This is a genomic window from Vreelandella sp. L-15 (genome assembly GCF_056857635.1).
Map to the genome: position 1 here is coordinate 1 of NZ_JBSXNN010000099.1, position 13,088 is coordinate 13,088.

The 13,088-nt window shown below is 58.6% G+C and carries 11 protein-coding genes; 4 read left to right on the forward strand and 7 right to left on the reverse strand.

The window, feature by feature from the left end; all coding sequences use genetic code 11:
* The 3 genes from ltrA to purE all read right to left on the reverse strand — a co-directional run.
* The coding region (gene ltrA, locus AC13CY_RS15685; RefSeq protein WP_483052783.1) for a group II intron reverse transcriptase/maturase at positions 1–1,320 on the reverse strand (1,320 nt) is incomplete at its 3' end.
* Positions 1,321–1,825: 505 nt separating this feature from the next.
* Entirely contained in the window at positions 1,826–2,956 is a 1,131-nt protein-coding gene (locus AC13CY_RS15690; protein ID WP_044628530.1) for a 5-(carboxyamino)imidazole ribonucleotide synthase, read from the reverse strand.
* Positions 2,957–2,989: 33 nt separating this feature from the next.
* On the reverse strand, positions 2,990–3,508 hold the full coding sequence (gene purE, locus AC13CY_RS15695; RefSeq protein ID WP_054645228.1) for a 5-(carboxyamino)imidazole ribonucleotide mutase: 519 nt from the start codon (positions 3,506–3,508) through the stop codon (positions 2,990–2,992).
* Between the two features lie 217 nt (positions 3,509–3,725).
* Between purE and AC13CY_RS15700 the strand changes: the two genes are divergently transcribed.
* The 4 genes from AC13CY_RS15700 (at position 3,726) to AC13CY_RS15715 (ending at position 9,295) form a co-directional block, all read left to right on the forward strand.
* Positions 3,726–3,998 (forward strand): XRE family transcriptional regulator, encoded by a 273-nt coding sequence (locus tag AC13CY_RS15700; RefSeq protein ID WP_483052784.1) that lies wholly within the window; start codon positions 3,726–3,728, stop codon positions 3,996–3,998.
* Positions 3,999–4,253: 255 nt separating this feature from the next.
* Positions 4,254–5,030: a sulfate reduction electron transfer complex DsrMKJOP subunit DsrO gene (dsrO, locus tag AC13CY_RS15705; RefSeq protein ID WP_483052785.1), complete on the forward strand. Its 777-nt coding sequence runs from the start codon at positions 4,254–4,256 to the stop codon at positions 5,028–5,030.
* Positions 5,014–6,207 carry an NrfD/PsrC family molybdoenzyme membrane anchor subunit gene (gene nrfD, locus AC13CY_RS15710; RefSeq protein WP_483052786.1) on the forward strand — a complete coding sequence of 398 codons (1,194 nt, stop codon included), beginning with the start codon at positions 5,014–5,016 and terminating at the stop codon, positions 6,205–6,207. Before dsrO ends, nrfD begins: the two co-directional genes overlap by 17 nt.
* Complete coding sequence (locus AC13CY_RS15715) at positions 6,200–9,295, forward strand: molybdopterin dinucleotide binding domain-containing protein (protein ID WP_286701437.1); 3,096 nt, start codon at positions 6,200–6,202, stop codon at positions 9,293–9,295. The genes nrfD and AC13CY_RS15715 overlap by 8 nt, the downstream gene beginning before the upstream one ends.
* A 19-nt stretch (positions 9,296–9,314) precedes the next feature.
* Here AC13CY_RS15715 and chrA read toward each other — a convergent pair whose 3' ends face one another.
* The 4 genes from chrA to AC13CY_RS15735 form a co-directional block, all read right to left on the reverse strand.
* The gene (chrA, locus tag AC13CY_RS15720) at positions 9,315–10,508 is read right to left on the reverse strand and encodes a chromate efflux transporter (RefSeq protein ID WP_347189297.1); all 1,194 of its coding nucleotides are present in this window, start codon (positions 10,506–10,508) and stop codon (positions 9,315–9,317) included.
* A gap of 100 nt (positions 10,509–10,608) precedes the next feature.
* The gene (gene ilvD, locus AC13CY_RS15725; protein ID WP_483052787.1) at positions 10,609–12,294 is read right to left on the reverse strand and encodes a dihydroxy-acid dehydratase; all 1,686 of its coding nucleotides are present in this window, start codon (positions 12,292–12,294) and stop codon (positions 10,609–10,611) included.
* Between the two features lie 95 nt (positions 12,295–12,389).
* Complete coding sequence (locus AC13CY_RS15730) at positions 12,390–12,683, reverse strand: helix-turn-helix domain-containing protein (RefSeq protein ID WP_062372690.1); 294 nt, start codon at positions 12,681–12,683, stop codon at positions 12,390–12,392.
* Positions 12,680–13,000 carry a type II toxin-antitoxin system RelE/ParE family toxin gene (locus AC13CY_RS15735; protein ID WP_039176121.1) on the reverse strand — a complete coding sequence of 107 codons (321 nt, stop codon included), beginning with the start codon at positions 12,998–13,000 and terminating at the stop codon, positions 12,680–12,682. The genes AC13CY_RS15730 and AC13CY_RS15735 overlap by 4 nt, the downstream gene beginning before the upstream one ends.
* Positions 13,001–13,088: the final 88 nt, after the last annotated feature.

The following is a 13,088-nucleotide window of genomic DNA, read 5'->3' on the forward strand; positions in this document are numbered from 1 at the left end:
TCTAGGTAGGGCCTGATTCATGTGCGAGGCTCCGGCGTTCCACCAGGGCCCTCGCCCATTACCCGCCGATTTCCAAGCACGGTACGCGTCCAGACCTAGGCCTCGGAGTTTCCGCCGCCGGGTCGCTCGGCGCTTCCATTGTCGCCAGATCAGGCCGCGTAAGCGCCGCCGTATCCATTGATCCAGTGCTTCCAAGGGGCGTTTCACATCAACAAGATTGAAGTAGTTAGCCCATCCTCGTAGGACTGGCCTCAACCCTTTGATTACCCGTTGGATGTTACGCCCCCTGCCACGTTTCAGGATCTCACGGACACGCTGCATCATGCGTGTCAGGCTTGTCTTGGCGAGCGTCAGTTTCGACTGCTTGTGCCGAGTGAGGCTGTAGCTCAGATATCCGCGTAGCCATGGCCGATCCACCGCACTTTTACGGCGATTGACCGTCAGCCGAAGTGAGCTCTCGAGATACTCACTCAAGCTGCCCATGACCCGCTCGCCTGCTCGTCGGCTCCGTACATAGATTTGTACATCGTCGGCGTAGCGGCAGAAGCGGTGGCCTCGGCGTTCCAACGCCTTGTCCATGTCGTCCAGCAGGATGTTCGCCAGTAGCGGGCTGAGGGGCCCGCCTTGGGGTGTCCCCCGCCGCCTCGGCGTGGGCAAGCCATGCTGGAACATACCCGCCTCCAGATAGCGACGGATCAGACGCAGTACACGCTTGTCGTCAACGCGCCGCGCGACCCGTGCCATCAGCAGGTCGTGATTCACTCGGTCGAAGAAGGCTTCCAGGTCAAGATCGACCACCCAGCGGTGACCGGCGGTGACGTGGGCCTTCATGGCCGAGACGGCCTGCTTGGCGCTCCGCTTGGGGCGGTAGCCGTAACTCGACTCGGAGAAGCCCGGGTCGAAGATCGGCATCAGTACCTGGGACAGCGCTTGCTGGATTAGGCGGTCGGTAACCGTGGGAATACCGAGCTGCCGCGTCCCACCCTTGGGCTTAGGGATCGTGGTTGCTCGGATCGGGCTGGGGTGATACGCATCGGCCAATAGCCGCTCGCGCAGCGTTGGCCAGTACTGCTTTAGGTGGCCCGCTAACTGGTGCACCGTCATGCTATCGACACCCGGTGCCCCTTTGTTGGCAACCACCTTACGGTAAGCTCCCTCCATGTTCACCGGGTCAACGACCCGTTCCATGAGCGAGGCTGACTCCGCTTTCGTCCACGATAGCGACGCCGGGATCGTCTCGACGCTCACCGGCCGGGGCGTGGAGTTCTGCTCCTGCCCCTCTGGGTGAGTGACGGTATTAGCGTCGGTTTCTGTCTTCATGATCGATCCTCGAGACGTTATCGCCTACTCGCGGTTCTTCATGTTCGGCCCTTGGTGCCGTGGTGAACCGGCACTTACTATGGCCTCTGCTGACGTCTGGTGATCCATCCCGTCGCCTCTCAACGCCGGTAGCACCGTGGCAGACCACCAGACCTCCCAGGGTAAGACGCGCGACCTTCCTCCCACCTACCCGCCGCATTTACTATCGCCCCTTCCGGATAGCTATGGGGCTTTGAGGATCATTGCACTCTCGCCCGGGTGCGATAGCCTCGTATGCGATTTCTGTTCGTCGGGCCGGGAGTTTGCCTTCAGCTTCCTTCGGATTCTGCCTTGCGGCAGACACCCTTGCTGTTCAGCTAACGGTTCCCGCTATCAGGGTCCGTAGGGGACTTTCACCCCCAAGTCATCCTGTGAGGCACCACCCTCAGGAATAGCGCCAGTCAAGGCGCTGCGCGCCATGCCTGGCGCACAATTAAAAAGCCGCCTTTTCAGGCGGCTTCGTTGTTCATAACGTAGATTCAAAACTCCACTCAACGGGGGGCGCATCGGGTATCAACGCCTGACAAGCACGCACTTTTTCAAGCAGCTCGGCGTGACTCGACGCCACGACGTTAACGTGAGCCAGCTTACGCCCTGGGCGCTCGGCTTTGTCATAGCGATGCAGGTGGGTGTCGGCAATGGCCAGCAGCGCGGCGTTATCACCTTCCAGGCCAATCACATTCACCATGCAGGTGGGCGCAATGGCGTTGGTTGCGCCTAACGGCAAGCCTTGAACTGCCCGCAGATGGTTCTCGAACTGGCTGGTAGCCGCGCCATCCATCGTCCAGTGGCCGGAGTTATGCACCCGGGGGGCCATTTCGTTGGCCAGCAGGCTGCCGTCGCGGGTTTGGAACAGCTCCAGCGCCAGCACGCCCACGTAATCCAGCTCATCCAGCAGCGCACGAATGTAGCTGTCGGCGGTTTGTTGAACGCTGGGGTCTAAATCCGGCAGTGGGGCCACGGAGTAGCGTAGGATGCCGCCCACGTGCTGGTTCTCTGCCATGGGGTAGAACACCACTTCCCCATCGCGGCCACGCACCGCAATCATCGATACTTCGCGCACAAAATCGACAAACGCCTCGACGATGAGCTGCGTATGGCCAATCGAGTCCCACGCCTCTTGAGCCTGTTCCGGTGCTTTCAGCACCGCCTGCCCTTTGCCGTCGTAGCCTTCCGTGACTGATTTGGCCACTACCGGGCAACCAAGCTCAGCGGCGGCGGCAGCGAGCTGCTCAGCACTTTCCACCACGCGATAGGCCGGCGTGGGAATACCCAAGCGATCAAACAGCGTTTTCTCTTCTACACGGTTTTGGCACACCGCAATAGCGCGACTGCCGGGATAAACCGGCTTGTGCTGCTCAATCTGCTTTACCAACTCAACGGGGAGGTGCTCGAATTCATAGGTCACTACATCGACCTTATCCAGAAACGCCGCCAGATGCTGGTTCTCCGGGTCGACAATCACCTCGCCGATACCCGCGCTGGGGTTACCGGTGGTATCTAAAAAGGTGAAGGTGTTGCCCAGCGGATAACCTGCCAGCGCCAGCATACGCCCGAGTTGGCCTGCACCGAGGACACCAATGTTTTTTGCAATCATATGTTTTGCACTCTGTGCGCTCATGATGGCTACCTATTGGGCCGAGGAGTCTACGTCAGGGCGCGGGTCGGGGTTATCCAGCACCAACTGGGTCTGCTCGGCGCGGAACGCCTCAACAGCTTCGCGCACGGCGCTGTCCTGAAGACCCACAATTTGTGCGGCCAGCAGGCCTGCGTTGGTGGCACCGGCTTTGCCAATAGCCAGGGTGCCTACCGCAATACCACCCGGCATTTGGGCGATGGAAAGCAGTGAATCCAAGCCCTTCAGCGCTTTAGACTCCACCGGCACACCCAGCACCGGCAGTGCCGTTTGTGATGCGACCATACCCGGCAAATGAGCGGCACCGCCTGCGCCTGCCACAATCACCTGCAGGCCACGCTCAGCGGCACTTTTTGCATATTCGAACAGCAGGTCGGGTGTGCGATGCGCCGATACCACACGGGTTTCGTAGGGAACGCCCAACCGCTCTAACATCGCCACCGCGTGCTCCATGACCGGCCAATCAGACTTCGACCCCATGATCACGCCCACCTTGGGTGCGCTGTTCGACATGCAAAACTCCTCGGCCAACGGCCTATTTAAGCTAGAAAGCAGTCCATAAGCCGCGCACAGTGCGCAGCTCACTCAGAAATAGGAAGGCGCATAGTTTACCAGAGCCACGGGCATTTGCGGGTGTTACTCGCTGCGTGAAATTTTCATCAAATTAGGCATTGAAAACCGCGTGAGTTGGCGGCATTGTGTGTTTGTCATTTCCGACTGATGGAGTCACATGAGTACGGCATACTCAACTGCTCACGCAGAATCATTAGATCCTCCGCGAAGCAGCCCTGACCTCGATGTCAGGGAACTAGAAAAACGTACGCGCCTCATGCGTATTATTACCCGCCTGATCGCCGTATCAGATCTGGGAAGCCGCGAAATAGCCCGCCAGGCTGGCTTACCCGTTCAAAAGATCAGCGACCTGCTCGCCGGAAGGCTAGAGCACCTGGACATCGATGAACTCAATGTCCTGCGTCGCACCCTAGAGCTGGAGGCGCCATAGCCGCAGCTACTACATCAGAATCTACCCCCTTTCGATACAGGCTGGCCCATTGGGTCAGCCTGTTTTTGTTTGTCACGCTTAATAGGACATCTTTCATGAAAACAATCAGTTAGCGTTTTAAGATTAAGTGATCATTAAGAAAAGCTCGCTAACTCATTGACGAGAATCAACTTTCCCCTTCAACGTAAGGCGTAGTCTTAGCGTACCCCGACCATTCGCCCCTGCGAATGACGTTTTACCCGCTAAGGAGGCGCTATGGACGCCATACGCCGCTCGCTACTCGGCCAGCTGGCCCGCTTAAGTGCAGGCGCTGCACTGGTACCCTTTTCTAGCCTTGCCCATGCAGGCATTAATCAGCAGCCTGCCCGGCGCGAAGGTGATCCCACAAAGCGCTACGGCATGCTGATTGATCTTCGCCAGTGTATCGGCTGCCAGGCTTGCACGGTGTCGTGCCATATTGAGAACGCCGCCCCGCTTGGCCAGTTTCGCACCACGGTCTCCCAGTACGAAGTGCAGCACCAGGAGAGCGGTGAGCTGGCCACGTTTATGCTGCCCAGGCTGTGCAATCACTGCGAAAACCCGCCCTGCGTACCCGTTTGTCCCGTTGAAGCTACCTACCAACAGCAGGATGGCATCGTGGTGGTGGACAGCGACCGCTGCGTGGGCTGCGCTTATTGCGTTAACGCCTGCCCTTACGACGCCCGCTTTATTAACGAGCGCACCCAAACCGCCGACAAATGCACGTTCTGCGCGCACCGTTTAGAGGCAGGGCTACTGCCCGCGTGTGTTGAAAGCTGTGTTGGAGGTGCGCGGATTATTGGTGATATGCGCAATCCTGACAGCCAAATCAGCCGCATGATTCAAGAGCACCGTGATGCACTGATGGTACTTCAGCCAGAAAAAAACACGCTTCCCCAAGTGTTCTACCTCGGGATGGATGAACGCTTCACTACACGCCCCGTGGCGGAACCCGTGGCGCTTGAAGTGTTTGATCCCCACGGCCAGGAGATGGGCTATGAATTCCACCATTGAACTGCTCGCCCCGCGTTATGACATTGCCTGGTACCCCTGGGCAGTACAGTACTTTTTCATGATCGCCGTCTCCTACGCGAGTCTCTGGCTTGCAGCCCCCGCGTTAATCTTCGGCAAAAAAGCGTGGCTGCCCACCGCACGTCTTGCACTCATCGCTTGCGTCAGCACCACGCTGGTCGCACCTGTTGCACTACTTGCAGATCTACACCAACCGCTGCGCTTTTGGCACTTTTATGCTTACGCCAACACCCACTCGTGGATGTCCATCGGCAGTGTGGTTCTGCCGCTCTATCTCGTCAGCGTACTGGGCCTTGCCTGGCTGGCTTGGCGCCCGGCGCTCCAGGCCCAGCGCAATGCGCCAGGGCTGAGCGGATGGGTGGCTAAATGGCTAAGCCTGGGCGATAGCGCTACCCCAAGGGCACTGGTGGCCATCGTGGGGGTAGCCGCACTACTGCTTTCCAGCGGCATTATGCTTTATACCGGCGCGGAGCTTGCCATTGTGAAAGCACGCCCGCTATGGAACACCGTATGGCTTCCGCCCATGCTGGTCGCGACAGGCTTCATCGCGGCAGCAGGGCTGGTGTTGGTACTCAACCAGGTAAGCGGGCTGTGTTCGCACGCCACCGTTCGGCAAACGCTGTATGTCCTACTCGCCTTCTGTGCCGTGGCGGGTTTAATCGCGGCTAGCTGGTACCTGGATGGTATTAACGCCAACATTGGCTCGGTCGCAGCAGCGCTGGAGTCTGTTCGTCACAGTCCCTCCTGGCGTAGCACCGCGCTGTGGGGCGGTATTACTGGCATAACGCTCTTTATAGCGGTGGCGTGGTTACTCTCACGCTCTACCCAACGCCAACCCGCACTGTTTGCCTGGGCTTGGCTACTTGGTTTGGTAGCCATTCATATGGGCTGGATGTTCCGTTGGGTGGTGCTGATGGACGTTCAGCACGTCGCCCGTAACAGCGCAGGCTTTCACCACTATGGCATCCCCGCTGGCTCTTCCGGACTGTTAGGTATTGTCGGTACGTTTGGGCTTTGGCTCGCCGCTATCTTACTGATTGAGCTATTTATCCCATGGCGGCAAGCCCTGCAAGGTGGCGTTAAACCGCCGCCCTCTTTCGACACTAATACACCCAGTGACTCGCTTAACGCCGAACAAGGAGCGCCTAACCATGGCTAAGTCTGCTCAAGACCCCTCACGCCGCCGGTTTCTCAAAGGCGCTGCTGCCGCAGGCGGTGCCGCCACCTTTGCAGTAGGCTACGCTGACCCGCTTGCCAAGATGGCCAAAGGACTCAGTGGCAGCGCGGGGGAAAAACCCAAGCACAACATTCACGGCAACTCGCTTACACCGGAGTACCGCGTTGACTTAGCCACTGGCGAGCTAACCCTCACTCCCGATCAACGCACCGCCTTTACCATTTGCTACGGCTGCACCACCCAGTGCGGCGTACGGGTACGCATTGATGACACCCGAGGCGAAGTGCTGCGGGTATCTGGCAATCCTTACCATCCGCTCTCTGCAGATGACCATTTACCGATGCGCACCCCAGTGGCCGATGCGCTTCGCAGCGTCAGCGCCTACGGCGAACAGGGGCAGGTTAACCGCTCTACCGCCTGCGCCCGCGGCAATGCCATGATGAGCCAGATCACTAACCCGTTTCGTATCGACCACTGCTTGAAGCGCGTTGGCGAGCGCGGTAACCGGGAGTGGCAAAAAATCTCGTTTGAACAGCTGATTGAAGAGATTTGTGAGGGGGGCGATCTGTTTGGTGAAGGCCATGTGGATGGGCTGCGCGCCATTCACGACCATGACACGCCTATCGACCCTGCCAATCCAGAGTACGGCCCCAAGGCGAATCAGCTGATGGTCATGGAAGCCACCGACTACGGGCGCTCAGATTTACTCAAGCGCTTCACGCTCAACGCCTTTGCTACCCGCAACTACGGCCACCACGGTGCTTATTGCGGCTTGGCGTTCCGCATGGGGTCGGGGGCCGTGATGAACAATATTGTCACCAATGCCCATGTAAAACCCGATATTCAGAACGCACAGTTCATCATGTATATCGGCTGCGCGCCTAGCCAAGCAGGCAACCCGTTTAAGCGTCAGGGCCGCTTGCTTGCTCAGGCGCGCGCTGCAGGAACCCTTGAGTACGTGGTAGTCGACCCCGCGCTAAATGCCGCCACTTCCCACGCGGCGGATAATAACCGCTGGGTGCCCATTCGCCCCGGTACCGACAGCGCCTTTGCCATGGCGATGATTCAGTGGTTGCTGGATAACCAGGGTTACGCCAGCGATTTCCTCGCCCTACCGGGCCAGTCCGCCGCCGATGCCGCAGGCGAGACCACCCACTCCAACGCGACGCATTTGGTCATTGATACGTTCGAACATCCGCGCCGTGGCTACTTTTTGCGCGCCAGCGATTTAGGTCTTGCTGAGGCCGGTAGCGATGCGGATATGCCCGTCGTCGTGTCAGGCGGCGAATTCGCGCTCAGCGAAGATGTCATGGCCGCCGAGCTATTTGCCGAGCGCGCAGTGGAGCTTGCCGATGGCAGCACCGTCACCGTTAAAACCAGCCTAACGCTGCTGCGTGAATCGGCCCATGAATACGACATGGACACCTATGCTGAACATTGTGGTATTCCCAAAGCAACGATTATCGACTTAGCCAAAAAGTATGCCAGCCACGGCCGTAAGGCCGCCGTTAACTGCCACGGCGGTATGATGTCAGGCAACGGCTTCTACGCTGCTTTTGGCGTTCAAATGCTCAACCTGTTGGCAGCCAACTACAACATGAAAGGCGGCAGCTCGGTGGGCGGCGGCACCTATAAAGGCACCGGTGAAGGCCCACGCTACGACTTAGCCAATTTCCCCGGCAAGCGTGGCCCGCAGGGCGTTTTTCTCTCGCGCTCACGTTTCCCCTATGAAAAATCGTCGGAGTATCAACGCAAGGTAGCGGCTGGCGAAAACCCCTACCCTGCTAAGGCTCCTTGGCGCTCGCTCGCGCCGCCAACACTCACCGAACATTTACCTTCCGCGCTGGATGGCTACCCTTACCCCATTAAAGCGGTGATTGGCTGCATGGCTAACCCGATTTATGGCCAAGCGGGCTTAAAAGGCGTGATTGTTGATAAGTTGAAAGATCCCAAGCGCTTGGGGCTGTTTGTCGCGGTTGATGGCTTTATCAACGAGACCAACCGCTACGCCGATTACATCGTACCGGATTCAGTGATGTACGAAGTATGGGGCTTTGCAGGCTCCTGGAAAGGCACGCTAGGCAAGCTGACCACCACGTGCTGGCCGGTGGTTGAACCGCGCCAACAAAAAACCGCCGAAGGCGAGCCGGTGTCTATGGATAGCTTCTTTATCGCCGTAGCTAAACGGCTGGGGCTGCCGGGCTTCGGTGATAACGCCATCCCCGATACTGATGGCAATCTGCACCCCCTCAACCGCGCTGAAGATTACTACTTGCGGGCAGCGGCCAATATTGCCTTCCAAGAGACGCCGCTACCAGAAGCGAACGAAACAGACGTTGCCCATAGTGGCATTGCACCGCTGCTGCCTAAGCTTGAACGTACGCTGAAAGCCGACGAGCGCAGCCGTGTGGCCTATCTGTACGCACGGGGTGGACGTTTTGAAGATGCCAGCGAACACTTCGTAGGCCAACATTTAAAACGCCAGTGGAAAGAAACCCTGTGTGTCTATAACGAAGCGGTTGGCACCAGCATTGATACCACCAATGGGCTGCCAAACCGGGGCGTACCGTGTCACTCGCTGCCTCAAATGGCGAATAAGCAGCCCATGCGGGAGATCTTCTCAGAGCAAGAGTGGCCGTTACTGGCATTCTCGTTCAAATCCAATCTGATGAACTCCTACGCCATCGGTAACGAACGGCTGCGGATGATCAAGCCCTACAACCCCGTGCAAATGCACCGCCAAGATGCCGAACGCTTTGGCATTCAGCACGGCGACACCATTCGCATTGAAAGCCCTGGCGGCAGCGTGGTGGGGCTAGCCCTGGTAAGCGAAAGCGTTGTGCCCGGCGCACTGGGTATTGAACACGGCTACGGTCATAAAGATTTAGGCGCCACACCACACATCATTGACGGTGAACCCCAGCCTGACATGCCGTGGATGCGGGCAGGCATCAACATCAACGACTTGGGGTTTAAAGACCCTACGCGGGCGGTAGACGGCACTTGGCTTGAACCGATTAGCGGCGCCAGCGTGCGCCAAGGCCTACCGGTTAGAGTGAGCCGCGTATAAACCGGCTGGGGTAGTGGCGCTATAGCGTGATCACTACCCCACCCAAAGCGACAACGATCACGACTACCCATGCAGGCAGCTTCCATACGGTGAGCAGCAGAAAGCCCGTCAACGCCAGCACAAACTCGTACGGCCCAAGAATGGCACTGGTCCACACCGGCTGATAAAGCGCCGCGCCTAAAATCCCCACCACCGCCGCATTGGCACCGCGCATCAGCGCTTGAGCACTGTTCCACTGGCGGAACTGGTTCCAAAATGGCAGCACGCCGACCAGCAGCAAAAACCCCGGTACAAAAATCGCCAGCAGCGCCAGTAACGCGCCAATCACGCTGGGTATCCCTGGCAGCAGCGCCCCTAAATATGCAGCAAACGTAAACAGCGGCCCCGGCACCGCTTGTGCCGCGCCGTAACCGGCCAAGAACTCATCTGCCGTGATCCAACCCGATTGCACTACTTCCGCTTCCAGCAGTGGCAGCACCACATGGCCACCGCCAAACACCAGCGCGCCTGAACGGTAGAACGCATCGACCACGTTCAACCAACCGGCACTCGCCGCTAACAGCGGTAAGAGCACCAACAAAGCGGCGAATAAACCTAATGCTAGCGTGCCCGCTCGGCGTGTCACCGGGAAGTGTAGCGATTCGCTAGACGATGCTGCAGCGCTTTGGCGACAAAGCAGCAGCCCCGCCACGCCGCCCAGCACAATCGCCGCCACCTGCCCCAACGGCCCGCTAACCAGCACCACCGCGAACACCGCTGCCAGGGCAATTCCCGTGCGGGTTTTATCCGGGCAGAGGTTACGCGCCATGCCCCACACCGCGTGGGCCACAATAGCCACCGCGACCACTTTTAAGCCATGAATGATGCCGCTGGCCACCGGGCCATCCAGCACTGCCGCGCCCAATGCAAACAGCACCAGCACGATGGCAGAGGGCAGCGTAAACGCCAGCCACGCCATTGCCGCCCCCCAGGGGCCAGCGCGCATCAACCCTAAGGCAAAGCCCACCTGGCTACTGGCTGGCCCCGGTAAAAACTGGCACAGCGCGACCAAATCCGCGTAGGCCTGCTCGCTGAGCCACTGGCGGCGTTCCACAAACGCCGTACGAAAGTAGCCCAGGTGCGCCACGGGGCCACCGAACGAGGTCAGCCCCAGCGCCAAAAATGCCCAAAATACCTCACTGGCTCGCCCTCGAACCTGATTTTCTACCGCCATATTCTCACCGTTGACTCATGAAAAAGCGCAAAGCGTTCAGGGTACGCCTTGCGCTTGACGACTTAGTGACAGCCTAACCGTGCCGGTGACTCTTCACAGGTTATTCTTGGTCGGTCACCGCACCGGTACTGGCCGAGCTGACCAATTTGGCATACTTCGCCAACACGCCTTTACGATAGCGCGGCTCAGGCTGTTGCCAGGCCGCACGGCGGCGCATCATCTCTTCATCGCTGATATGCACATCAATGGTATCGGCTTCGGCATCAATGGTGATCGGGTCACCATCTTCCACCAGCGCCAGCGGGCCACCGTCGAAGGCTTCCGGGGACACATGCCCCACCACGAAACCGTGGCTGCCGCCGGAGAAGCGGCCGTCGGTAATCAGCGCCACATCGTTGCCCAAGCCACGGCCCATAATGGCTGAGGTAGGCGTGAGCATTTCTCGCATGCCAGGGCCGCCTTTCGGGCCTTCGTAGCGAATCACCACCACATCGCCCGCCACCACGGTGCCATCGTTGATACGCGCCTGGGCTTCCTCTTCCGAGCCAAACACTCGCGCCGAGCCGCTAAAGCGGGTGCCCTCTTTGCCGGTGATTTTCGCCACCGCCCCTTCCGGCGCTAGATTACCGAACAGAATACGCAGGTGGCTTTCGGCTTTGATCGGGTTACCCAACGGCGCGATGATCTGCTGATCCATCGGGTAGGGCTCAACGTTAGCGAGGTTTTCCGCCAGCGTTTTACCGGTCACGGTCAAGCAGTTGCCGTTGAGCAACCCAGCGTCCAGCAGAATTTTCATCAGCGGCTGGATACCGCCAATCGCCACCAGCTCGCTCATCATGTAGTGGCCGCTGGGGCGCAGATCGGCCAGTACCGGCACGCGCTTACCGATCTCGGTGAAGTCTGCCAGGGTCAGCTCGACGCCGACGGTGCGTGCCATGCCTATCAGGTGCAGCACGGCGTTAGTAGAACCACCCAGGGCAATCACCACGGTCACGGCGTTCTCGAACGCCTCGCGGGTCATGATATCGGAAGGCTTGATGTCTTGAGCCAGCAGCGCCAATACGGCTTCGCCTGCAGCTTTGCAGTCGTCGCGCTTCTCTTGGGAAATCGCGTTCTGCGCCGAGCTGCCCGGCAGGCTCATGCCCAGCGCCTCGATGGCCGAGGCCATGGTGTTGGCGGTGTACATCCCCCCGCAGGAGCCTGGGCCAGGAATCGCCGTCTCTTCGATGTTTTTCAGCTCGATCAGGTCGATGTCCCCACGGGAGTGGGCGCCCATCGCCTCGAACACCGAGACGATATCGGTATAGCCCTTGCCGGGCATGATGGTGCCACCGTAGACGAACACGCTGGGGCGATCGAGCCGCGCCAGCCCCATCACACAGCCCGGCATGTTCTTATCGCAGCCGCCAATCGCCACCAGGCCATCGAACCCTTCGCAGCCCGCCACGGTTTCGATGGAGTCGGCAATCACTTCCCGCGAGACCAGCGAGTACTTCATGCCTTCGGTGCCGTTGGCAATGCCATCAGAAATGGTAATGGTATTGAACACCACGCCTTTGCCTCCGGCGGCATCGGCCCCATCCCGAGCAAGCTCCGCCAGCTCACCAATATGGCTATTACACGGCGTCACCATACTCCAGGTAGACGCGATACCTACCTGAGGCTTTTGAAAATCGTCATCGTTGAAGCCCACGGCGCGCAGCATGGCGCGGCTAGCCGCTTTACCGGGGCCATCCACCACCGGGGCAGAGTGGCGGCGGGTATTATGGTTGGTTGGCTCGGTCATCACGGACTCCTCTCAATGGCATAGCAAAGGCCACAGCTTGGCGGCGGTAAGCCGATGACGCAAGAAGAGTTCCAATATTGCAGTGCTCTGACTGCTTAGTGGGCTGGCTGTTTTTGTTGTTCAACATGTACCGTCAGCTCAAAACCACAGGCGTGTGCATAGCGCTGTAATGTTTTCCAGCCGGGGTTACTGCTTCCCCGCTCCAAGCGGCTAATGTTACTTTTTTGTGTATCCAAGCGTTTAGCAAGCTCTTCTTGGGTCAACCCGGCACGCTGGCGCATAGAAATCAGTGTGGAAGCCAACGCAAACTCCGGTGCCAAACGCTCATACTCAGCCTCTACTTCAGGGTTTTGAAGCGCCTGCTCTTTTAATGCTTTTAAGTTCATCATGACTGCACCTCGCGCTGTCTTGTCCGCGCTAACGTTAACGCCTGACGCGGCGTTTTTTGGCTTTTTTTGACGAATGCGTGCAGGACGACGATGTGTTTCCCATGCACGTAACAGAACAAGGAACGGCCAATCCCCTCTTGTGCCTTTGCTCGAATTTCAAACAGGCCGTCACCCATGGACTCCGTATGAGGAGGCCCTAAGTGAGCACCATGCTGCTCTACCATCTCCAGCAACCGGAGCATTCTGGCCTGTATTTTAGGCGGCATGCCTAGAATTTCTTTTTCCACACCTGGGTAAAACTCAACCTGCCAGTCCATAGCCCGCCCCATCAAAGTTATCTTTTATGATAACCCAAGGCATATAAAAGTTCCTACTCCAGATACACGCGAGTACCCCCAACTTATG

What these genes read in the sequence shown, in the direction of transcription:
- AC13CY_RS15735 (WP_039176121.1), bottom strand. Translation starts at nt 13,000, where the DNA reads ATGGACTGGCAGGTTGAGTTTTACCCAGGTGTGGAAAAAGAAATTCTA.
- AC13CY_RS15690 (WP_044628530.1), bottom strand. Translation starts at nt 2,956, where the DNA reads ATGATTGCAAAAAACATTGGTGTCCTCGGTGCAGGCCAACTCGGGCGT.
- purE (WP_054645228.1), bottom strand. Translation starts at nt 3,508, where the DNA reads ATGTCGAACAGCGCACCCAAGGTGGGCGTGATCATGGGGTCGAAGTCT.
- AC13CY_RS15715 (WP_286701437.1), top strand. Translation starts at nt 6,200, where the DNA reads ATGGCTAAGTCTGCTCAAGACCCCTCACGCCGCCGGTTTCTCAAAGGC.
- AC13CY_RS15730 (WP_062372690.1), bottom strand. Translation starts at nt 12,683, where the DNA reads ATGATGAACTTAAAAGCATTAAAAGAGCAGGCGCTTCAAAACCCTGAA.
- dsrO (WP_483052785.1), top strand. Translation starts at nt 4,254, where the DNA reads ATGGACGCCATACGCCGCTCGCTACTCGGCCAGCTGGCCCGCTTAAGT.
- chrA (WP_347189297.1), bottom strand. Translation starts at nt 10,508, where the DNA reads ATGGCGGTAGAAAATCAGGTTCGAGGGCGAGCCAGTGAGGTATTTTGG.
- AC13CY_RS15700 (WP_483052784.1), top strand. Translation starts at nt 3,726, where the DNA reads ATGAGTACGGCATACTCAACTGCTCACGCAGAATCATTAGATCCTCCG.
- nrfD (WP_483052786.1), top strand. Translation starts at nt 5,014, where the DNA reads ATGAATTCCACCATTGAACTGCTCGCCCCGCGTTATGACATTGCCTGG.
- ilvD (WP_483052787.1), bottom strand. Translation starts at nt 12,294, where the DNA reads ATGACCGAGCCAACCAACCATAATACCCGCCGCCACTCTGCCCCGGTG.